This is a genomic window from Paenibacillus thermoaerophilus (genome assembly GCF_005938195.1).
GTDB classification, from domain to species: Bacteria; Bacillota; Bacilli; order Paenibacillales; family Reconciliibacillaceae; genus Paenibacillus_W; species Paenibacillus_W thermoaerophilus.
Map to the genome: position 1 here is coordinate 118,975 of NZ_VCQZ01000007.1, position 21,488 is coordinate 140,462.

The window sequence follows — 21,488 nt, forward strand, 5'->3', positions numbered from 1 at the left end:
ACAAAAAAAATCCCTTGCTGCGCAAGGGATTCCTTGTATGCGGTCGGTGGGATTTGAACCCACACGGGCTTGCGCCCGCCACCCCCTCAAGATGGTGTGTCTGCCGTTCCACCACGACCGCGTATATGAAGAGTGAGCCATGTAGGACTCGAACCTACGACACCCTGATTAAAAGTCAGGTGCTCTACCAACTGAGCTAATGGCTCGTACATGACCCGTAGGGGATTCGAACCCCTGTTACCTCCGTGAAAGGGAGGTGTCTTAACCCCTTGACCAACGGGCCACAGCACTTGTTTTTTCTCTGTCGTTTTTGGCGACAGGTGTTATTATATCTCATGGTCTTGAAGTGTGCAAGCATTTTTTAAAAAAAATTTTTGGTTCCGTTCGACGGCGTTTTTTGACATCTTTTGCGGTTGTCCCGCCTGTGTTATGCTGGGTCCGAAATGCTTTTCCCGATACGAACATTTATGAATACATACCGTGGAAAGGAGTTCGTTTCATGTCCTTTTTTTCAAAACGCAAGCCGGCCGTCCTGTCGATCGCCCTTGCCGGCTTGCTCGCCTTTGGCGGCGCCATACCGGCCAGCGGCGCTTCTTCCGTCGAGAGCGAGGCGGGGGTCAAGGTGTCCTACAAAGGAAAAACGTTCAGCGTCAATCTCGTCACCATCGACCTGACCGACCCTACCCTCGAAGTTGCTCCGGCAATGTCGGCGGGAGGAATCGGGCACGACGAACCGTTCGGCAACATCATCGCCCGCGAAAACGCCGTAGCCGCCATTAACGGCACCTTTTTCAACGCCTATGAGAAAAATCCGTACATCCGCTATCCGAACGGCGCGCTGCTGGAAGACGGTGAGTTGATCCATTCGGGCGAAAATCAAACCCTGTTCATCGGCCCGGATAAAGTGCCGGACATCGACTTGATCGACCTCGATGTCACCGTGCATGTCCGCGAAGGCGGCGGAACGTACGCGGTTAAACCTTGGGGCGTAAACAAATATTATGGGGAAAGCAATATCGATCAGGTCGTCCTGTATACCGACGATTTCGGAGGATGGGTCGGATTCCCGAACGGTACGAAAGCCGTCATCGAAGACGGGGCGATCACGCGCATTACGACGGATTCCGTCCCTGTCCCGAAAGACGGATACGTGCTCTTCGTCGGCCACAGCAACAACAACAAAACGTACGTGATCCCCAAGCTTGACGTAACCGATCCCGTCCGGATCGACCTGAACGCCACGAACGGCAGCGGCCAATCGCTGGACGCCAGATCCTGGCTTGCGGCGATCGGCGTCGGCCCGAAGCTGGTGACAAACGGCGCGATGGATCTGAATTTTTCCCGGGACGGATTCACGGACCCCAAGATCACCTCCGCTTCGGCCGCCCGCAGCTTCGTAGGCGTGGACCGCTACGACCGCCTCGTGTTCGGCACCGTATCCGCCGCGACGATGGAGCAGCTCGCGGGAATCGCGATTCAGCTCGGCTTGAAGGAAGCGATGAACATGGACGGCGGAGCCAGCTCGGGCTTGTACGCGAATGGCCGGATGCTGACTTCGCCCGGGCGCGAATTAAGCAACGCGTTGGTCGTGCGCAAGCTGGACAAGCCTAAAGTGCAGATCGCCATCGACGGACGCTACATTCCCGATTTCAAAGGTTTTATCGAGCGGGAGACGACGATCGTTCCGATTCGTCCTTTTATTACGGCCCTGAACGCCGATTTCCATTGGGACGCGGCCACGAAGACGGCAACCATCTCGCACGGCGGCGTCACGCTGAAATTGCAGGACGGCGCTTCGAGCGCGATCGTAAACGGCAAAAAAGTGTCTGTCCCCGTGCCGCTTAAAATTCATGCGGATAGCCGCATGTACGTCCCGCTCCGATTCGTGGCCGAGTCGCTGAACGCGACGGTCGGCTGGGACGCCAAGCTGTACCGGGCGAACATTACACTGCCGTAACAAACATAGCGGCCCCTCACGACCCCTCTTGCGGCGCTCCGCGCACGCCTCGCCAGGCTTGCGTCGGGGCGCTTTTGTTACCCTCGCCAAATCCGGTTACGCCGTTGCTTCCTTCCGCAAAGACAAAGAAACCGCAACCCATATCGGATTACGGTTTCTATCGGACGGAGAGAGAGGGATTCGAACCCTCGCACCGCTTACGCAGTCTAACCCCTTAGCAGAGGGTCCCCTTGAGCCACTTGGGTATCTCTCCATAAAAAGATGGCTCCCCGAACAGGACTCGAACCTGTGACAACTCGGTTAACAGCCGAGTGCTCTACCGACTGAGCTATCGGGGAATGCCTTTTTAAGATATCATGAACGCGCCTTTCGAGTCAAGCGGAACCCAGTTCGATCAGCACCAGTTTTCCTCTGCATTTGCCGCAGGCGTATTTGGACGGATTCATGCGGCGCTTGCGCAAATATTCGAGGCCGCACGCTTTGCAGACCAGCTTGTAGCGGAACGGTCTCGCTTGGCGGGGCCGTTCGTCCAGCCGCCGGCAGTACCGGCTTCCCCCGACCTGCGCGAGCAGCCGCTTGAAATCTTCGTCCCGATGCCGGTATCCCCTGCGCGTCAAATGCAAATGATAATGGCAAAGCTCGTGCTTGATGATGGCCTCGACCTCGGCGGGTCCGTATGCGGCATATTGCTTCCAGCTAATCTCGATATGGTGCGATTTCATAAAATACCGGCCGCCGGTCGAGCTGAGCCTCCGGTTAAACGTCGCCCGGTGACGGAACGGACGTCCGAACCAGCGCAGGGAAATGCGTTCCACCCAAGCCTGCAAATCCGAATCGGTCACATCGAGACTCCAGCCCCGCGAGCTTTCGTTCAAGCCTGCCGCATCCGCTTCCTTCGGATTGCGTATCGATTGCGATTCCATGGCGCGAGACTCCTTTCCGGATCGACTTGTCACTTGAATTTGTACCCTTTGATGGGCTACACTGTCAAGTAGAACTTGGCCCCGGAAAAGGAGAAACGTTCCCATGACGCATACAGACGCCCGCATGAGATACAATCTGTTTCAACTGGACGACAAGCTGGAGATCGTCGAAATGCCCGCTTCCCACGCCTACCAGTTGACGGCGCTCAACCGCAGGCTGCATAAGGAGATCGACAAACTGACGGCCGGAAATGTGCCGCCGCTGGCGCGTATCGTCGCCGAATGCGACAATCTGGAGCTGTTCGACGAACGGCTGCAAATCGTCAGCGGACTGGAATACATCAACGAGCTGGAGCGGCAATTCGCCTCCATCCAAGAGACGACCTATCCTCTGATCTCGCTGCTGACCGAGATTCGCGCCCTGCAAGCGCAGCTTGAGCAGTGGTACGAGGAAGAGTACGGCGCGTAGGACCTGCACGAGCCGCCATCCCCCTACATAAGATAGCAGTACATCTTGCGGCTCAACATGGAAAGGGGATGGAACGATGCCGCAATGGCTCTGCAATCAGTTGTCCCGCGCCTTCTATAAGAAGGACCTGCGTCAAATTCGGCTGCTGAACGACTGCTGGTTTTTTTACCGGAACAAAACGGTCCAATCGTCCCAGCCGGCCAAAGATCGGCAGGCCCACGAATCCTGATCCATACCGGCGAGACCGACAATGATCTTCGGCACTGATCAAACGTCATGCATGCATGACGAAACGCCGTCCGCGAACAAGGACGATACGCCGTTTCGCGCGACAGATCGCGACAGATAAAGAATGGTTGGGAAGCCCGCGGCGACATCCGTTTTTTATCGGCAAAAAAGGCTGCTCCCCGCTTGATGTGATGGGTTCCCCTAAGCCTGCTGCTGCAAGGGGCCCCTCTCATTCATAAAGGGAAGCAGCCTTTTTGATTGATTCCCGCCGGCTAATCCGGTTTGCGCATCGACAGGCCGACCCGGCCTTTTTTCACATCCACATTCAGCACCCAGACGGTTACGACATCCCCGACGGACACCACGTCCAGCGGATGCTTGACAAACCGGTCGCTGAGCTGCGAGATATGGACGAGGCCGTCGTTTTTAACGCCGATGTCGACAAACGCGCCGAAGTCGATCACGTTGCGCACGGTGCCCTTCAGTTCCATGCCCGGCTTCAGATCCTCCAGTTGCAGCACGTCCGTGCGGAAGATCGGCTTCGGCAGCTCGTCCCGCGGATCGCGGCCGGGGCGCATCAGGCTGTCGAGAATATCCCGCAGCGTCGGCACGCCGAGCCCCAGCTTCTCCGACATCTTCTCCGGCGATACGCCGCCCAGCCTCTCCTTGAGAGCCGCCGAGCCCAGCATATCCGTATCCAGCTCCAGCTCCGCGAGCAGCCGCTCCACGGCCGCATACGATTCCGGATGGATCGGGGTGTTGTCGAGCGGCTCGTCGCCGTCCGTAATTCGCAGGAAGCCGACGCATTGCTCGTAAGTTTTCGCCCCGAGCCGGGGCACCTTCTGCAGCTCTTTGCGCGTGCGGAACTTCCCGTTCTCCTCGCGGTACTTGACGATATTTTTGGCGATCGTCGCGTTCACCCCGGCGACGTACGAGAGCAGCGACGGCGATGCGGTATTCACATCGACGCCGACATGGTTTACCGCCGACTCGACGACGGCGCCCAAACTTTCTTCCAGACGCTTCTGCGTCACGTCGTGCTGGTACTGTCCGACGCCGATCGCTTTCGGTTCGATCTTAACCAGCTCCGCCAGCGGGTCCTGCAGCCGGCGGGCGATGGAGATCGCGCTGCGTTCCGCAACGTCCAGCTGCGGGAATTCCTCCTGGGCCAGCTTGGACGCCGAATAGACGCTCGCACCGGCCTCGCTGACGATCACGTATTGCAGATTGCGTCCGGGCAGCTTCTGAATCAGCCCGGCGATAAACGCCTCCGTCTCGCGCGACGCCGTGCCGTTGCCGATGGCGATCAGCCCCACGCGATGCTTGTCGATCAAGCCGGAGAGGATGCGCTCCGCTTCGGCTACCTTGTTATGAGGCGGCGTCGGATACGCGACGGCGATGTCCAGCACTTTGCCCGTTTCGTCCACAACCGCGATCTTGCAGCCCGTCCGGTACGCCGGGTCCACGCCCATCACCGTCCGGCCTCTTACCGGGGGCTGCAGCAACAGGGCACGCAAGTTCTCGGCGAAAATTTTGATCGCCTGCTCCTCCGCCTTTTCCGTCAGTTCGGCCCTCACCTCGCGTTCGATCGAAGGCGCGATCAAACGTTTATACGCGTCTTCGATTACCGCCTCGAGCGTATCCCTGACCGGCCCCGGCCCGCGGACAACCCGCTTGCCGATCCATTCGCGGATGCGCTCCTCGGGCACCTCCAGCTTCACCCGCAGGAATTCTTCCCGCTCGCCCCGGTTGATCGCCAGCACGCGATGCGGCGGGAGCTTCCGGATCGGCTCCCGATAGGCGTAATACATCTCATAGACCGATTCGGCCTCGGCATCCTTCGCTTCCGTAACCATCACGCCTTGGTCGAACGTGAACTTGCGCACCCAGGCCCGGATCGCGGCGTCGTCCGCGAGCTGCTCGGCGATGATGTCCATCGCGCCCTGCACCGCTTCTTCAGCGCTGGATACGCCCTTCTCCCCGTCTATGTATTTCGCCGCCTCCGCATGCAAATCGCCTTGACGCGGCTGCGACCCAATCCACTGCGCCAGCGGCTCCAGACCGCGCTCCTTCGCCACGCTTGCCCGCGTCTTGCGCTTTTGCCGGTAAGGCCGGTACAGATCCTCGACCTCCTGGAGCTTGGTCGCCGCCACGATGCTCTGGCGCAGTTCGTCCGTCAGCTTGCCTTGTTCGTCGATGAGGCGGAGCACCTCCCGCTTGCGCTCCTCAAGCCCGCGGGCATATTTGAGACGGTCCTCGATGTCGCGAAGCTGGGTCTCGTCCAGCTCCCCCGTCATCTCCTTCCGGTACCGGGCGATAAACGGAATCGTATTGCCCTCGTCCAACAGCTCGACCGCCGCTTTCACCTTGCTGACGGGCAGTCCGAGCTCCGCCGCGATCGCCTTGCGGATTCTGTCTTCCTCCTGCGCTTTTTCGGCCGCCGTCCGCGCTTCGTCCGCTTCAGGCCGAACCGTGTCCGCTCCTCCGGCCGCCGTTCCGTCGGCCGCCTGCAAGAGCGTCTCCCAACTTTTTTCCGCCAAACGCATGACCTCCCCTTCGTCTACCCTCCCATTGTACACGATAACGGGAAAATGCCTCCACCGTTCAACTGCAAAGCGCGGATCCGACACATGAAAAAAGCGGAGCTTGTCCCTCGAAACTTCCGTCTATCATGAACGTCCGGACCGTTCCGGCATTCATGATAGTCGGCTGTTTCCCCGACAATCTCCGCTTCAGAATTCGATTAAGCCCAAGCTGATTTGCAGCGCGTCGTCCACCCGGCGCATCATCTCGTCGTCCAAGTGGGTGATTTTGTCCGTCAGCCGCTGCTTGTCGATTGTACGAATCTGCTCCATCAGGATGACGGAGTCCCGGTCGAAGCCGTTCTCCGCCGCATCGATCTCCACATGCGTCGGCAGCTTCGCCTTTTGAATTTGCGCCGTGATGGCCGCCACGATCACCGTCGGGCTGAAGCGGTTGCCGATGTCATTTTGGATGACCAGAACCGGGCGAACCCCGCCCTGTTCCGAACCGACCACCGGAGACAAATCCGCAAAAAACACATCTCCGCGCTTTACAATCAACGTTTACACCCCGCTCACCAAACGGTCCAGCGTATGGTCTGCTTCTTCCTCTGCCAGAAATGCCTCGGAAGCCATATGCAGATTGATTCGGGCCATTTCCATATAGCCGCGCTGCATGGAATCGCGCAGTTGCCGTTTTCTTCTCTCCATCAGGAACAGCTTCATCGCTTGGCGGATCAGCTCGCTCCGGTTGGAATTCTCCTTTGCCGCGATCCCGTCTACCTCTTGCAACAGTTGGTCCGGCAAACTGATCATGATCCGTTTCGTATTCTGCGCATTGGCCACCAAACTTGCACCTCCGTCAACATTCGAAAACCTCTTTACTAGCATTATGGCGAAGCCCTATCCGAAATATACCAAACCTCTGCGTTTTCCGCTATCTTCCCCGTATAGCATCCGGCCGCTCGGCTGTTTAGTAACCGGGCGATCCGGCCGGCGACATTGCCCTGCTCCGATCCGCTTCCCTATATGTGTATTCGCGTCGCCAAGGAAAAATCCTGTTTTTCTGCTCCAAAAGGATTTGTGGCAATTTGACCCAGCATCAGCCGCCAAGCAGCGGATTGTCGATGCGGACCGTCCGGCCGCCCCGAATATAAATGCGGGGCACGCGATGGGAGATCATGCAGACGATCTCGTAGTTCACCGTGCCGAGCTTCTCGGCGATCTCCTCCACGGTGATACGTTCGCCGCCTTGCGACCCTAACAAGACGGCTTCGTCATGCAGGGCCGCCTCCGGAGCGTCGTCGACGCGGACCATGCATTGATCCATGCAGATGCGTCCGACGATCGGCACGCGCCGTCCGCGGACAAGCGCTTCCGCCCGTCCGGACAACATGCGGCTGAATCCGTCGGCGTATCCGATCGGCAGCGTCGCGATCGTCTCCTCGCCGCTCGTCCGATAGGTGGCGCCGTAGCTGATCGCGGAGCCCGGCGGCAGCTTCTTCAAGTGGACGATCTCCGATTTCAGACTCATCACCGGTTCGAGGGCGATGCGCTCCCGGCGAACCTCCTCGGACGGATACAGCCCGTACAGGCTGATGCCGAGACGCAGCATATTAAACGTCAGCTCCGGCGTATCGAAGCCTGTCGCGCTGTTGCCCGCATGCACCCACGGGAACGTGACGCCCCGCTCGCGGAAGTGATTGACCACGCGCACAAACTTCGCGTGCTGCTCCAGCGTATACGATTTGTCCGACTCGTCCGCGCAGGCGTAATGCGTAAAGATACCTTCGACGACGACGCCCGGCAAACGCAGCGCTTCCTCTATATAAGCGATGGCTTCATTCGTGTCGTGCAGGCCGAGCCGGCCCATGCCGGTATCGATTTTCACATGAATTTTCAGCGGAGGGACCGGCTCTCCCCCGGTCCGGGACCCGCCGCGTTCCCGCAGAGCGTCCAGCACCTCCCGGCTGAACGCGTTGACCGTCACATCGTTGCGCGCGGCCAGCTCCAACCCCTCGGGCGGCGTATAACCGAGCACCAGGATCGGCAAGGTGATGCCGGCCCGTCTCAGCTCCAGCGCCTCGTCGAGCAGCGCGACGCCGAGGTACTGGAGCCCCAGCGCCTCCGCCTCGCGGGCCACCTGCACCGCACCGTGGCCGTACGCATTCGCCTTGACGACGGCCATCAGCCCCGTTCCCTCCGGAAGCGCCTTCCGAAATGCCTCTACGTTATGCTCCAACGCATCCAGATTGACCTCGACCCGGGTCGGGCGATAGAACGATTCCAACGGTATCCCTTCCTTACCTCGTATGATCAATATTCCTATGGTATACCCCGAGGGGGAGGGTGTCAATGATCAGAAGGGCGGCCGCCTGCGCGACCGCCCATCCTTTATTTTCCGGCTTCCGCCTGCACCGATTGCGCGATCCGGATCATCTCCGCTTCCGGCAGATCTTGCGTGACAATCCGGTATTCGATGCCGTTGTGCGACCAGATCAGCGTCTTCTGCTCGCCGCCGAACAGAACGCCCCGGGTGAAGCCCAGCTCGAGAATCGAACCGAGACTTTGCGACACGACGCGATCGTCCGGCTGCCGCCCCATCGTTACCGTGTAATGGTAAGCGCCTTCGTAGCGAACCATCAGCGCGCCGTCGCCGTTCAGCTTCAGCTCGGACATATCCTTCTCCTTCACGCCCGCGGGCAGGTAGGTCGGCCGGATCTGGGACAGCTCGGCGGTCGTCAGCGGCTTGGAGGCTTGCCCGGTTCCGCCGGCCGATTGATCGCCGTTCGAGCCGCTTGCTCCTGCCGGGCCGCCAGTATCCCCTGCCGCTCCGGCTCCGGCGGGCAGCGATTCCATCCGGGCGCTCGTCATGTTGCGCTGCATGTCGAACGAATCCTTGTCGAACTTCTTGCCGAACTCGAACTTGTCGAACTCCAGCTTCACGAGCACTTGCGCGTTCGCGTCCATGACCTCGACCCGCTCCGGCGCGTAATTTTTCTTGGCCAGCCAAATTTTCTGCCGGGCCAGCATCGCCGCATTCTGGTAATTGGCCGTCACGTCAAACACGTACGCATCCTTGTCTGCCGTGAACTGCCGGTTCTCGTCGGCGATAATGCTCTTCGCCAGCGATTGGAACAAATACACCTGACCGGACCGGTCGGGCCAATCGCTTTGGAACCGGAACATCTTGTTCAGATGAGGCGTCAACACGAACACGCCTTCGTCATTGCGAAGCACAATCTGCGTAATATCCTTCGTCGCGTTCGTCAGCGCGATCCGATAATAATGAGGCTTCTGAAACCACACTTCCACCGAATACTGCATGTTCTGATCGCCCGACTTCAGCTCCATCGTCCCGTGGCTCTGATAGCTGTCCAGCCTCTCAAGCGTGCCGTTCAGATCCTTCACCACCGTCGACGCATCCTTCTTGCCGCATGCCGCCAACACCAGCATTATCACGAGCGCCACCGCCGTCGCCCGGATCGCTTGCCTCATGTTCCACCAGCCCCTATCCCCAGAATCGGTTCACTGGTACATGTCTATGAGGGGACTTGGCCGATTATGCAGACGAGCGTGACGAGCATTTGCGACTTGCCGGAATGCCGGATTCAGGATTTCAGTAAACGTTTGACTCTATTTGTGCTATAATTGTCATGGATTATCAGAAATTGTCAAGGAGCTTCTGTCCATGAGCACTCAGGTACAGATAGACCCGTCTATGAAAGCCAAACTTCGCATAGCGGAAGATATCGTAACGTATAAACGCAAAAGATACCGGATCGAGATGGGGCTGAACCTCAGCCTGATCGCTCTCGAATACCTGCTTTATCTGGTCTGCTTTCTTGCGTTGTTTCAATACAGAGTCTTGCCGCAATACGGCGAACTCGACTGGAACGACCCGATCGGAAGCCTGCTTCAGGTTCCGATTCTTCAAGAATACGGTCTTCTGCTGGCCGTCATTTTCACCGTCTATACCGGGATTTTGTATCAGCGGGGCCTCTTCAGATGGAACCGCGACATCAAGCTGGTAGACGATACGATCACCTCGGGGAAAGCCGTCGCGGTTTCATTTTTAATCGCGCTGGGGTTTGTCTTCTTTCTTCAAACAGGTATTGTTTATTCGCGTCTGCTGATCCTCTTGCTGGCGTTCTCGATGACGGGAAGCTTTTTCGTTTCCCGCACCTTGCGGCTTGGGGTCATGATGCTCCTTAAGAAATATAAGTACTACAACAAAAACATCCTTGTCGTCGGCGCCGGACGAATCGGCGAGCAGATCAAGAACCGCATCAACGCCAGTTTGACCAACGGAAGCCGCTTTGTCGGGTTCCTGGACGACTTCAAGAGCGGACCGGACATCCTCGGCAAAATCCCTCAGATCGAGCAGATCGTGAGGCAGCATCAGATTCACGAAATATACATCACGATACCTTCAGCCAAAAACGCCATCAACCAAATGATCGCCAGCGTCCGCAAATACGACGTGGAGATCAAGATTATTCCGGAATTATTCGAATTGGTCACGTCCAGCGTATCGTTCGACCAAGTCTACGATTATCCGTGTATCGATATCGTGCGAACGCCGCTTCGCGGACTGAACTGGTTTATGAAGAGATGCGCCGATTTTTTCTTGTCGGCACTCGGTTTGTTGATCGTCTCTCCGATCATGCTCGCAATTGCCGTCTGGATCAAGCTGGATTCCCCGGGGCCCGTCATCATCAAGCAAAAACGCATCGGCAAAAACGGCGCCCCGTTCCATATGTTCAAATTCCGATCGATGGTCGCCGACGCCGAAGCCTTGAAAGCTTCACTCGCTTCCCTGAACGAAGCGCAGGGACCCGTCTTCAAAATCAAAAAGGATCCGCGCGTAACGCGCGTAGGGCGAATCATTCGCAAATATTCGCTGGACGAGCTTCCGCAGTTGTTTAACGTATTGCTCGGACAGATGAGTCTTGTCGGTCCGCGGCCGCCGCTTCCCAACGAGGTTGAACTGTACTCCGATTATCAATGGCGGCGATTCGATGTCCGTCCGGGCATCACCGGATTGTGGCAAGTGAGCGGCCGAAGCGACCTTCCATTCGAAGAGTGGGTACGCTTGGACATCTACTACATCGAACATTGGAGCTTGCGGCTGGAATTTAAAATATTATTGAAGACTATTCCTGTCGTGCTCAAGGGCGAAGGGGCATATTAAAAAAATAAGGAGACCTCCGGGATTGATCCCTCGCTGGTCTCCTTATCGTTTTAGGCGGGCCGTTATTTTCCACAGTTGATCCTTGACGACGGTAAGTCCGAATTTCAGCGCGATGCCGGCGTACATCAAAGCCGTTACCCAGAACGGATATTTGCTGCGGTAATGCTTATCGTAAAACAGCTTCATCGCCCGGTGAAACTCATAAGTGATCCGATATGGACGCCCCCGGCTGCTTCCGCGTTTGACATGCAAAATCTTCGTCTTGGGATAATAGTAATTCACCCATCCCGCCTGCTTAATCCGGTAACACCAGTCCGTATCCTCGAAATACATGAAAAACCGTTCGTCGAGCAGGCCGACCTGCTCGATAGCCTCTCGTCGAACCATAAGGAAAGCCCCCACGAGACAATCGATCGGATAACTTTCATTTTCGTCCAAATATTCCATATGATACGAGTTGAAATGCGGACTTTTCGGAAACAGCTTCGCCAGGCCCGACACGTAATAAAACGTAGTCAGAGGCTCCGGGAACCCTCTCCGGCAGGCTTTGTCCAACGTTCCATCCGGCAGTACGATCTTGCACCCCGCAGCCCCTACTCGAGGCTGCTCGTCCATAAACTTCAGCATAATCTCCAGCGTATCGGGCTCGATGATCGTATCCGAGTTCAGCAGCAAGATATACCTGCCCTTCGCGATCCGAATCCCTTGATTGTTGGCGCGCCCGAATCCGACGTTTTCATCGTTGGCGATCAGATGTACTTGCGGGTATGCGCTTCGGATAGCCTCTACCGATCCATCCGTCGATTTGTTGTCGATCAGGATGACTTCATAAGTATAAGCCGTCTGCGACCGATAGACCGATTCCAGACAATGGAGAGTTAGCAGCTTCGTATTATAATTGACGATGATGATCGACAGATCCATGTGAACTCCTGTTTTGAGGGGCCGAATTTCTTTTCTTCTGAATTCGTCGTTGCCCCTCAAATAACCTTTTTTTGAAGTGGTACTTCTGTTGAAAATTGAAAACGGGCCAACTGACGCTGTAGGATGCATTGTTACCTGAACCGATGCATGAGCTTCCGAAGAGTTGGCCATAATCGATGAAAATTTGGACGATCCTGCCTTGCCGCCGTGGTTGGCCGACGGTCCCAAAAGGTCAATTTTTCCAGGTGACACTACTTAGTGCGAGGAGATTCCTTCATTTAAACTGATTTGAAAATATCAGGTAACCATATAATTGTTTGTTTTTTGTCTCATATATAATCGGCATTTTTTTGTTTTGAATATTAAATTCAACTGATACGATCAACACCCTGCCTTTTGTATTTTCTATCGGTTCAAAGGTAACAACATGCCATTGGGTGTCTCGAATTAATGATGCATTTAGCCGTACTGTTCTGAGCGGGGATTTTTTATTTTCCTTAAAAGCAATGGTAATAGTGATGATACCGTTCAGTTGTTGCTGATGCGTACCGATACAAAGTTTTATCCCACTCAAAAAGTTTTCTGATACATCTTTTATCCGATACGTTTTTTTCCTCCTCTTTGATCCAAGTAACATACTACTATTATCATCAATTTGCACTTCGATCTGAGAATTAATGATGTTATTTACATCTTGTGTTGCACTTATCATTTCGTGACTTCGACTGTATGACTGATAAAACTGTATTAATTTTGCCTGTTCTTCTATTATCTCTGCTTGTCTCTGAATGTATTTAACAGTATCGCCTTGGAATTTGGGATATTTGTCCAATAACTGCATCATAGAACTTAAGTAATTATCAATTGACAAATGCTCTTCAACGTATTTTCTTGCATTTGCCCCTATGTAGTTTCTTAGTTCGGGGTTATCAATCATTCTTTTAATTGCTTGATACCATTCCTCTTCGTTATTATTGACCAAAATGCCATTAACCTCATTAGTCACATCGCCATTATAAGTTACAATGTTCGAATAAATTCCAGGTATACCCAAAGAAGAATATTCTCTAAATTTATTATTTGTTTTACTCCTGTTAAAAGCTGTGTCTGCTAATGGGGCTAGAGCAATGTCCCAATCCCTACTCTCAAAAAAATCTTGAAATTTTTTATAGTCATTAATAAAGTTAAAATGTTTAACGCCAGGTCTAAACTTCAACGCTTCTGGAATAAATCCAATAAATTCAAACGTGACCCTATGTTTATATTCATTCAAAATCCTGATAATTGCCCCTTCAAGATATGTAAAATCAATGTTTTTTAACAAGGACCCCATGTACCCTATAACAATAGCGTTTTTCTTTTTACTTTGCTTATATTTATCTCTTTTCAATATTTGATATGTCGGGAATTTATAAACAACCGAGTTGTAGGTTTTCATTTTTTCTACAAGTTCGTCTGAAAACACTACAACTGCCGAAGAGTTGGATACGACATGCTCGAGGGCATCATTACTTGTTGCCTTATGAACTGCGCTAACAATATTATTATGATTAGAAAACGACAATTCAAAGTAGTTATCATCGGTAATAAATATAAAAGGGATTTGGTATGTTTTTGATTTTTTTAGTATTTCTATCGTTATTTCGTCAAAACAACGCAGGTTAATAATTATATCGAATTCTTTCAAGTTGATGTCTTTAGCTTCAAGCGGTACCACTACCTGGTAGTCAATGAGTCCATCACTCACTAACTTATTAAATGGAATCCGTATTAAAAGAGTATAAGAAACGATCTCATAATTTGGGGTTATAACAAGTATTCTTTTTTTTCTTTCTCTAACGAATAGAGGATGTGTTATTAACTCAATAATATCTTTTAATCCAGTCGCTCCAGATGATTTCTTAATTTTAGTGTTTGTCGATATAACTTTCAAAAATAACGAGTTGAATTTTTCGTGGTATTTTGACAGTTCGAAATTATCTTTGAAATTTTGATGTGCTCGAATTGACATTTCATTTCTAAGATCTTCATTTTCAAGTAAAAAACAAATTTTTTCTGCCATCTCATCTTCGTTATGGACAATAAAGCCACTTTCATAATCTCTGACGATCTCTCTTGCCCCTTCTGTATTAGTTGCAATAACCGGTACACCTGTTGCTTGAGCTTCAATAACTGAAACGGGAAAAGTCTCTGTTTTAGATGAATTAATATACAAGTAACTTTTTTGTAGAATTTCTGGTATATCATCTCTAAATCCTTCAACTTCAACTATATCAGTCAATTTTGATTGTTGTATTTGCTCTTTTACTTTTCTAATATACTGCGTTTCAAAAGGCCCGATTAGCTTCACTTTAGTATTTGCTAGCCTGCCTTTAATTTTTTCAAGAGATTTAATTATCATCAACTGATTTTTGTTATCATTAAAGTGACCGATACATGTTATTAATTTTTGTTCGGTTTGTTTTAGGGAAGTCGGTCGAACAAACTTTGAAGAATCAACCCCATTATATATAACCTGAATTTTTTCTGATTCAATGAATTCGCACAAAAATTTTTTTAAAGCTATCGATGGAGTAACAATGTAAGAGGATAAATTCCCCAACCATTTATATACAAGATTTTTAATATTTTTCGGCATTTGAGTATAAATGTTATCTACAAAACTAGCATGGACATGAAAAATATGCGGAACATTGGTATTATAGGCTGCAGCTGCTGCATCGAGAAAAACACTTGTATTAGAAAGTACTAAGGATACTTTCTCTCTTATTATTAATTGCTCAAGAAACTCCGTTCTTTCCTTTAGTCCTCTTATAATCTCATGAATATAACTTATATTAAAGGAAGGAGGGAACCACCATATTAATGGATATTCAATTACCTTTATGTTGTTATTCACCAAATTTTTATGAATATAGCTATTTTGTGGGATGACGACAATCGGTTCAAAAATATTTTTATCAATTCCTAGCACTAGTTGTTCAAAACAGACATCGACACCGCTATATCCTGCCGTCGGAGATACAAGCAATATTTTTTTTCTATCAGACATGCATCAAACCCCGCTCTCGTATATTAAGCAATAACTACACTTATGATTTCATACTCACTAAGTATTTTTGGGCAACCTCTTCTGGATCTCCCATCATTTTTATTTGCCCTCTTTCAAGCCATATACATTTATTACAAAAGTTTTTTAAAGAATCAATAGAGTGAGTTACATAGATCATTATATTAACTTTGCCCATCAGCTCTTTTAATCTTCTATTTGCTTTTTCAAGAAAACCTGCATCTCCAGCAGCAACAACTTCGTCCAAAAGTAGTATTTCAGGTTCAATTGCTGTTGAGATAGAAAAAGCAAGTCTAATAAACATTCCAGATGAATAGTACTTGACAGGAATATTTAAATAATCCCCTAATTCGCTAAAATCAGCTATTTCTTGTATTTTCTGTCTAATACTCTTAGGTGTTTCACCCAACATCAGTCCTCTTAGGTAAATATTATCCCATCCTGTTGCTTCCATTTCAAAGCCTGTAGCTAGTTCAAATAGACAAGCAACCCTGCCATCAATGCTTATATTCCCACTGGTCGGAGGATAAATTCCTGCAATTAATTTAAGCAACGAACTCTTTCCAGCACCGTTATGACCGATAACTCCTAATCGGTCCCCATCTTTAAGACTCAGTGAGAAATCCTTTAATGCATGTAATTTTCCCTGATTTAACATATTATTAGTCTCATAATTGGCTTTTGACTTGATAAAATAATCTTTAATTTTTGTCTCTCGTCTTATTTGATATATTAAGTTTACATTCTCTAATTGAATATAACTCATAGGATCACCTCTTCTATAAACGGAACATAATTTGGCGTCCAATACGTGATAAAACTGCTATACTAACTGAAAATAAAAAAACAACAAATCCTATTGCTATAAGCCATGTCTCTAATGGAGGTATTTGAGTTCCCAGCAACGGTTTTCTAATTATTTCAATCAAATAATAAATGGGGTTCCATATATAAACCCACTCAGCATTCCCTTTTTTTAGTATGTCGGCAGGAAACATAATTGGTGTTGCATAAAAAAATCCTTGTAATAGTAGGGATTGTAAGGGGGCAAAGTCTCTAAAGTACGTGTTAATAATTGATGACATTATCGAAAGCGCTACACCAAATAGCAACCAAATGAATAAAGAAATTGGTATGAACAACATAACCACTGAAAATCTATCTATCCATAGAAATAAATACATAATCAAAAGGGCAGATAAAGAAAAAAGAAGGTTTACAAATGCTCCTAATGTAACCCTTACCGGAAATACTTCAAGAGGAGTTTGTGTTTGTTTAATGTATCCTTCAGCTGAAATAAAGGCGCCTGTCCCTCCATCTGCACATGAAACAATGAATATCCAAGGTATAAGTCCAGAGAACAAGAAAGGCAGAAACTCATCAAGAGGCTGACCTAGTACTTGAGAAAACACGGTTCCAATGATAAGGACCAATCCTAATGGGGATAATAGCGACCATCCAATCCCTAAAACCGAATTACGATACTTATTTTTTAAATCTTGTCTAACTAGACTCAACAAAATATACCTGGAATTATAAATTCGATTGAAAAACTTCATTTTTATTTCCTTCTCTCACTCGATTGTTGGTTATTTTACGAATCATTTTCCTCTTCTGTAGGAATTTCGAAAATAAGCAAAAGACTTTATAATACGACATCAACAAATACGGTTCTCTTAATAAAACAAAAAACAAAACTGCTATCTCATAGACCAATAAAATAGTATGGTTAGCTATATTTCCAATTTCTTCATTTTTAATTATCATTAAATATCGATTTTTAAAAGAATGTATTTTAGTAATTCTCGAAATATTTTTCCTTACATTTGGCTTCCAATTTCTTTCGTGATAGGCAAAAACATCTGGTATAACCATTGCCTTCCATCCCATTTTTTGAGATCTCCATGCTAGATCAACATCTTCTTTATAGGCAAAAAAATCCTCGTCGAAATATTCATTATTAATCTTGCAGTCAGTAAGACAAGCAGATCTATAAAATGCTACAGCTCCACAAATTCCAAAAACCTCTTGTACATTATCCGGCTTTGTTTTAATGTCCTTGGCCCTTCTAGTTCTTAATAGCTTGATACCTGCGGAATCAATTTCAGTTGAATTCTTTGATCGATAAATTACACCCGTTGCCATACCTACATGAGGCATACTTTCCATAAACTTAAACAATTTCTCTAGGTATTCCTCTGACAATACTGCATCAGGGTTTAAAACTAATTTATACTTTGACTCATACCTATCAATAATAATATTATGGCCCTTACAAAAACCATGATTCGTTTCACTACGAATAATTTCGATCCTTTTATCATTACCATAATGACTGTTTACCAGTTCAACTGTACCATCATTGGAATTGTTATCTAATATTACTATTTTAAACTCTTGGAAAGTTTGCTTTAAGAGAGAATCAATGCAAAAAAGGATACAATGACCAGAGTTATATGTTACTATTTGTACAATTATAGGAATATCCATATACAAAACTTCCTAGTATTTATTCTTGATATATAATTTTATACGATTCAATATATGAATCGGCGTTTTGAATCCGTGAATTTTAACAATAGATCTAATTTTATTCCATAAAAAGAAATTTCTCGATCTCCTTAACTTAACTTGATTGGGCTTGCATATATCAGATTGATAAAAAAAGATGTCTTTATTTTTTTGATAGATATCCATGGCGACCGATTTTTTACTGAAATGACTCGATATATGATCATATGCATTTTGTCTAATCGAGTTACGAATTGATGCTTGCTCAATTAGACTCTTCATTGCCTCAATCCAACTATTCTCTGTGTTATCAACTAAAATTCCATTAATCCCATTTGTAATAACTCTTGTGTACGGCTTTACATTAGAATATATCCCAGCAGCCCCGATAGCACCATACTCTAAGTATTTATTAAAGTACTTACAAGAATGAAACATAGAGTAAGGTAATGGGGCTAGTCCAATATCCCATTTTAATTGATGCATTAAATTTTTATAAACAGCATGATTATGCTCGTATGGAATATAGTCTAAATTTAATTCATCGACTAGTTTGGGACGAGCTCCGACAAACTGAAACCGAACTCGTCCACCATAATCTTGAATGATTCTCCGTATAGGTTTTTCCATAAATTCATCAAAAAAGTATTGGTGATCTAGCCCTCCCGCAAAACCAATTACAATTCTGTCGTTATTGGATTCTTCTATTCGCTTGTCGTTATCTAAAAGCAAAGCGGGTGCATTTACCAGTACTATGCTTGAAAAGAATGCTTTGTACCGGTCGGCGATCACATCACTTGTAGTCCATAGCCGATCGCTAGCGTGCATTATTTCTTGAATAATTGATCGGATCGAGGCTGATTGAAAATACTCGTAAGATAGAGATTTCTCTGTTATATTCAACAGATCATCATCCAGATAATAAATGACTAGTTTATTTAACCTCTTACTCTCACGAACCAACTCCAAATCAAATTGTTCACTACCTCGTATGCTAACTACCACATCAGCAGCTGCAAGATCTTCATTCGTCAACGAAGCATGATCCTTAAACTGAAATTGAATAATTCCTTGCTCGTGTAATTCATTCAGGGGACCAATCACACCTACCAAAGCAGATGGGATTTTCCGAATGCAAACTGCCAGCACTCTTGTACTATTCATCGAATTATTTCCTTTTCAGTATCATCTGTATCAAATTCAAGTTGTTTTTGATAATATTTCCATTTCTAATAAAACCTACTTTTGAATAAAGGTTGTATGCTATTAGGTTTGACTCAAGTACCTCCAACTGAATAGACATTAGATTTAACTCTTCAAACCCAAAATTACATAGTAATTTTGTTGCATTTAAACCTATTCCTCGTCCCCGCGCTATGCTTTCGCCAATGAGTAATCTCCCGAATTCCGCAACAGCGTCTTCAATATTAAGATTGTATAGTGCGGCACAACCCACTGGGGTCTTTGAACTATTAAGTTCAATAATAAACATCAAGTCATTAGGTAGCGTTGAATATTTTTCAAACCACTTCTGTTGTTGCTCTTTGGAAATTGTTTCCTGATAAACAAATGACTTTCGGATATGATCTTGATTTCGCCATACTCTGATTAGTTCAATATCATCTGCTGTCAATGGCCGCAGTGTAATAACGTTATCACGTATGTAATAGTTATGCAGCATCTGACTTCATCCTCGTCCCGCATATTGAATAACTTTTTCTGCAACGTAGTCGACGTCTTTCTTAGTCATTCGAAGATGCATAGGCAGGGAAAGAATGCGTTCAGACAAACGATGCGAATTGGGACAAGTCCCTTTCGCATAAGCATACATACGATAATCCGTATTATCTCGGTAATGGACACCAGGATAAATCTCGCATTCATTTAATGCCAAGAGCAAGTTATCACGATTATTTACTTCAATTACGTATAGATGTCTGGAAGACTCACAACCTGGTGCAACTGCTATTGGTTTAATGTAATCATGATGTCCGTCAAATGCTGAGTCATACCAGCTAGCCAATTGACGGCGGTATGCATTATCTTGATCCAAATATTTCAACTGCACCAAACCAATCGCAGCCATTATCGAATTTCCATGATATTTGTATCCCACATATTCCACGTCATACTTCCATTTGTAGGCTCCCTTATCATTTGAACGTGCATAAGTATCTTTATTAATTCCCAACCAGGTGAGCTTACGGCAAATTTCGTCATGCCGCTGTTCTTTAAAGCAGATCATTCCCGAGTCTGCTGTCGGTAAATTTTTGACCGCTTGGAATGAATATACAACTACATCAGCTTCTGCTCCTGGAACAACTCCATTTTGTCTCGTCCCTGCCATGTGAGCTGCATCCAAGATCAATTTCAAGTTATATTTTCTGCATAATTCAACAATTTTATTGTATTGTCCGGTATTCCCGCCGATGCCGACAAATAAAACAGCTTTTGTACGCGAAGTAATCTTCTTCTCAACATCAATAGGGTCCAGGCATAAATATTGATCAACATCCGCAAAAACAGGCTGTAATCCTTCATACAAGATAGCATGATTTGTTGAAACGAAAGTTAATGGTGTCGTAATAACTTCAGCATCATCTTGCCAACCTTCTTCAAGCTTCAGGATCTTTAAAGCAAGACTTAACCCTACCGTGGCAGAGTTTAAGAAATGAGCATGCGGCAACCCCGTGTATTCCTTCCATTTTTCCTCGATTTCAACTGTTTTATAACCAAGACCAGTCCACCCTTTTTCAAGACATTCCCGAATCTCTTCCAAGCACTCGTCTACCCGAAAGGTCGGTACAAACAATTGAATTCCCATGATAATCTCTCCTAGATTGAAATGGTTGATATATAGTCTTTAAGTGCATCTTTGTAGTGACGAATGGGTTTTGACAGTTTTGACCACTTAGTATTATCTAGTACCGAGTAGCTAGGTCGTTTTGCTCTAAGACCGAACTGACCGCTTTGAACCGGGACTATTTTCCCTTTATCTAAGTTTAATAATTCAGCAATCTCCATTGCAAAATCGTACCACGAAGCCATTCCTGAGTTAACTACATGATAGGTACCATACGGCAAGTTAAAAATTTGAGAGATGCACTTAGCAACATCCGCCGTGTATGTAGGGGATCCAAACTGATCATTTATAACAGGAACTATATTAGATTCTTGTAATTTCTTAATGATCGTCTTCGGGAAACATTTCCCATAATTACCGAATAGCCATGCAGTGCGGATGATAAAAGCCTCTTTGTAGTTAGCCCTAATAATGTCTTCAGATAACGCTTTTGTCCATCCGTATCGATTTAAAGGATTCATTCGATCTGTCTCTTTATAGGGCGTCCGTTTCTGACCATCGAATACGTAATCAGTACTAAAATATAGTAGAGGACATCTACAGGTTGCTTTTAAGCAATCGATTAGATAGTAAAGACCTTGACAATTTATCTCGAATGCCTCTCTGAAATCATCTTCAGCCTTCTCTACATTTGTATATCCAGCTGCATGTATCACAATGTCGGGTTTGACCGAGGACAGTGCTTCGTGGATGGAGTCTTTATCTAATAAATTGAATTGCGATTTATCGAAGCGTATAACTTCGAAGGTCACCGATTTCTGTAGCTGCTCAAATATTTCAGTTCCTAGAAGCCCGTATCCTCCAACTAACAACACTCTCATCACAGT

At 47.7% G+C, this 21,488-nt stretch carries 19 protein-coding genes and 5 tRNA genes; 4 read left to right on the forward strand and 20 right to left on the reverse strand.

The genetic code is table 11. The features are described from left to right. Window positions 1–38: 38 nt before the first annotated feature. The 3 genes from FE781_RS07065 to FE781_RS07075 form a co-directional block, all read right to left on the reverse strand. A tRNA-Leu gene (locus FE781_RS07065) sits at window positions 39–121 on the reverse strand. A gap of 12 nt (window positions 122–133) precedes the next feature. Further along, window positions 134–206, reverse strand: a tRNA-Lys gene (locus FE781_RS07070). A gap of 5 nt (window positions 207–211) precedes the next feature. Continuing rightward, a tRNA-Glu gene (locus FE781_RS07075) sits at window positions 212–283 on the reverse strand. Window positions 284–499: 216 nt separating this feature from the next. Here FE781_RS07075 and FE781_RS07080 point away from each other — a divergent pair. Continuing rightward, complete coding sequence (locus FE781_RS07080) at window positions 500–1,957, forward strand: stalk domain-containing protein (protein ID WP_138788913.1); 1,458 nt, start codon at window positions 500–502, stop codon at window positions 1,955–1,957. 165 nt (window positions 1,958–2,122) lie between these two features. Here the strand turns inward: FE781_RS07080 and FE781_RS07085 are convergent. From FE781_RS07085 to FE781_RS07095, 3 genes are all read right to left on the reverse strand, one after another. Next, window positions 2,123–2,210: transfer RNA gene (locus FE781_RS07085), tRNA-Ser, on the reverse strand. A 9-nt stretch (window positions 2,211–2,219) separates the two neighbouring features. Continuing rightward, a tRNA-Asn gene (locus FE781_RS07090) sits at window positions 2,220–2,295 on the reverse strand. A 36-nt stretch (window positions 2,296–2,331) separates the two neighbouring features. Beyond that, window positions 2,332–2,799 (reverse strand): SprT family protein, encoded by a 468-nt coding sequence (locus FE781_RS07095; protein WP_211346324.1) that lies wholly within the window; start codon window positions 2,797–2,799, stop codon window positions 2,332–2,334. Between the two features lie 184 nt (window positions 2,800–2,983). On the opposite strand from FE781_RS07095, the gene FE781_RS07100 reads away from it, so the two are divergent. Then, window positions 2,984–3,349 (forward strand): hydrolase/acyltransferase, encoded by a 366-nt coding sequence (locus FE781_RS07100; RefSeq protein WP_138788915.1) that lies wholly within the window; start codon window positions 2,984–2,986, stop codon window positions 3,347–3,349. A 76-nt stretch (window positions 3,350–3,425) separates the two neighbouring features. Next, window positions 3,426–3,578, forward strand: a complete 153-nt coding sequence (gene cmpA, locus FE781_RS07105; RefSeq protein ID WP_138788916.1) for a cortex morphogenetic protein CmpA — start codon at window positions 3,426–3,428, stop codon at window positions 3,576–3,578. A 271-nt stretch (window positions 3,579–3,849) separates the two neighbouring features. Here cmpA and FE781_RS07110 read toward each other — a convergent pair whose 3' ends face one another. From FE781_RS07110 to FE781_RS07130, 5 genes are all read right to left on the reverse strand, one after another. Then, on the reverse strand, window positions 3,850–6,090 hold the full coding sequence (locus FE781_RS07110) for a Tex family protein (protein ID WP_379252460.1): 2,241 nt from the start codon (window positions 6,088–6,090) through the stop codon (window positions 3,850–3,852). 219 nt (window positions 6,091–6,309) lie between these two features. Then, window positions 6,310–6,660: a type II toxin-antitoxin system PemK/MazF family toxin gene (locus tag FE781_RS07115; RefSeq protein ID WP_138788918.1), complete on the reverse strand. Its 351-nt coding sequence runs from the start codon at window positions 6,658–6,660 to the stop codon at window positions 6,310–6,312. 3 nt (window positions 6,661–6,663) lie between these two features. After that, window positions 6,664–6,945, reverse strand: coding sequence for a CopG family ribbon-helix-helix protein (locus FE781_RS07120; protein WP_138788919.1), 282 nt, complete (start codon window positions 6,943–6,945; stop codon window positions 6,664–6,666). 256 nt (window positions 6,946–7,201) lie between these two features. Further along, window positions 7,202–8,389, reverse strand: coding sequence for an alanine racemase (alr, locus tag FE781_RS07125; protein WP_138788920.1), 1,188 nt, complete (start codon window positions 8,387–8,389; stop codon window positions 7,202–7,204). Between the two features lie 104 nt (window positions 8,390–8,493). Continuing rightward, window positions 8,494–9,597 carry an outer membrane lipoprotein-sorting protein gene (locus FE781_RS07130; RefSeq protein ID WP_138788921.1) on the reverse strand — a complete coding sequence of 368 codons (1,104 nt, stop codon included), beginning with the start codon at window positions 9,595–9,597 and terminating at the stop codon, window positions 8,494–8,496. Between the two features lie 193 nt (window positions 9,598–9,790). Here FE781_RS07130 and FE781_RS07135 point away from each other — a divergent pair, with 193 nt between their 5' ends. Next, window positions 9,791–11,293, forward strand: a complete 1,503-nt coding sequence (locus FE781_RS07135; protein WP_138788922.1) for a sugar transferase — start codon at window positions 9,791–9,793, stop codon at window positions 11,291–11,293. A 42-nt stretch (window positions 11,294–11,335) separates the two neighbouring features. Here the strand turns inward: FE781_RS07135 and FE781_RS07140 are convergent, their stop codons facing one another. The 9 genes from FE781_RS07140 to rfbD form a co-directional block, all read right to left on the reverse strand. Further along, a complete protein-coding gene (locus FE781_RS07140) occupies window positions 11,336–12,217 on the reverse strand; it encodes a glycosyltransferase family 2 protein (RefSeq protein ID WP_138788923.1) in 882 nt (293 codons plus the stop codon). A 274-nt stretch (window positions 12,218–12,491) separates the two neighbouring features. Further along, window positions 12,492–15,269: a glycosyltransferase family 4 protein gene (locus FE781_RS07145; RefSeq protein WP_138788924.1), complete on the reverse strand. Its 2,778-nt coding sequence runs from the start codon at window positions 15,267–15,269 to the stop codon at window positions 12,492–12,494. A gap of 40 nt (window positions 15,270–15,309) precedes the next feature. Continuing rightward, the gene (locus tag FE781_RS07150) at window positions 15,310–16,053 is read right to left on the reverse strand and encodes an ABC transporter ATP-binding protein (RefSeq protein ID WP_138788925.1); all 744 of its coding nucleotides are present in this window, start codon (window positions 16,051–16,053) and stop codon (window positions 15,310–15,312) included. A gap of 13 nt (window positions 16,054–16,066) precedes the next feature. Next, entirely contained in the window at window positions 16,067–16,846 is a 780-nt protein-coding gene (locus FE781_RS07155; protein ID WP_138788926.1) for an ABC transporter permease, read from the reverse strand. Then, window positions 16,821–17,777, reverse strand: coding sequence for a glycosyltransferase family 2 protein (locus FE781_RS07160; RefSeq protein ID WP_138788927.1), 957 nt, complete (start codon window positions 17,775–17,777; stop codon window positions 16,821–16,823). Before FE781_RS07160 ends, FE781_RS07155 begins: the two co-directional genes overlap by 26 nt. A 12-nt stretch (window positions 17,778–17,789) precedes the next feature. Beyond that, complete coding sequence (locus tag FE781_RS07165) at window positions 17,790–18,962, reverse strand: glycosyltransferase family protein (RefSeq protein WP_138788928.1); 1,173 nt, start codon at window positions 18,960–18,962, stop codon at window positions 17,790–17,792. 4 nt (window positions 18,963–18,966) lie between these two features. Then, window positions 18,967–19,479, reverse strand: coding sequence for a GNAT family N-acetyltransferase (locus tag FE781_RS07170; protein WP_138788929.1), 513 nt, complete (start codon window positions 19,477–19,479; stop codon window positions 18,967–18,969). A 6-nt stretch (window positions 19,480–19,485) separates the two neighbouring features. Next, window positions 19,486–20,622, reverse strand: a complete 1,137-nt coding sequence (locus tag FE781_RS07175) for a DegT/DnrJ/EryC1/StrS family aminotransferase (protein ID WP_138788930.1) — start codon at window positions 20,620–20,622, stop codon at window positions 19,486–19,488. Between the two features lie 11 nt (window positions 20,623–20,633). Then, a complete protein-coding gene (gene rfbD, locus FE781_RS07180) occupies window positions 20,634–21,482 on the reverse strand; it encodes a dTDP-4-dehydrorhamnose reductase (RefSeq protein WP_138788931.1) in 849 nt (282 codons plus the stop codon). Between the last annotated feature and the right edge of the window lie 6 nt (window positions 21,483–21,488).

What these genes read in the sequence shown, in the direction of transcription:
- FE781_RS07175 (WP_138788930.1), bottom strand. Translation starts at nt 20,622, where the DNA reads ATGGGAATTCAATTGTTTGTACCGACCTTTCGGGTAGACGAGTGCTTG.
- FE781_RS07130 (WP_138788921.1), bottom strand. Translation starts at nt 9,597, where the DNA reads ATGAGGCAAGCGATCCGGGCGACGGCGGTGGCGCTCGTGATAATGCTG.
- FE781_RS07135 (WP_138788922.1), top strand. Translation starts at nt 9,791, where the DNA reads ATGAGCACTCAGGTACAGATAGACCCGTCTATGAAAGCCAAACTTCGC.
- FE781_RS07170 (WP_138788929.1), bottom strand. Translation starts at nt 19,479, where the DNA reads ATGCTGCATAACTATTACATACGTGATAACGTTATTACACTGCGGCCA.
- FE781_RS07160 (WP_138788927.1), bottom strand. Translation starts at nt 17,777, where the DNA reads ATGGATATTCCTATAATTGTACAAATAGTAACATATAACTCTGGTCAT.
- FE781_RS07140 (WP_138788923.1), bottom strand. Translation starts at nt 12,217, where the DNA reads ATGGATCTGTCGATCATCATCGTCAATTATAATACGAAGCTGCTAACT.
- cmpA (WP_138788916.1), top strand. Translation starts at nt 3,426, where the DNA reads ATGCCGCAATGGCTCTGCAATCAGTTGTCCCGCGCCTTCTATAAGAAG.
- FE781_RS07080 (WP_138788913.1), top strand. Translation starts at nt 500, where the DNA reads ATGTCCTTTTTTTCAAAACGCAAGCCGGCCGTCCTGTCGATCGCCCTT.
- FE781_RS07100 (WP_138788915.1), top strand. Translation starts at nt 2,984, where the DNA reads ATGACGCATACAGACGCCCGCATGAGATACAATCTGTTTCAACTGGAC.
- FE781_RS07150 (WP_138788925.1), bottom strand. Translation starts at nt 16,053, where the DNA reads ATGAGTTATATTCAATTAGAGAATGTAAACTTAATATATCAAATAAGA.
- FE781_RS07155 (WP_138788926.1), bottom strand. Translation starts at nt 16,846, where the DNA reads ATGAAGTTTTTCAATCGAATTTATAATTCCAGGTATATTTTGTTGAGT.
- FE781_RS07145 (WP_138788924.1), bottom strand. Translation starts at nt 15,269, where the DNA reads ATGTCTGATAGAAAAAAAATATTGCTTGTATCTCCGACGGCAGGATAT.
- rfbD (WP_138788931.1), bottom strand. Translation starts at nt 21,482, where the DNA reads ATGAGAGTGTTGTTAGTTGGAGGATACGGGCTTCTAGGAACTGAAATA.
- FE781_RS07165 (WP_138788928.1), bottom strand. Translation starts at nt 18,962, where the DNA reads ATGAATAGTACAAGAGTGCTGGCAGTTTGCATTCGGAAAATCCCATCT.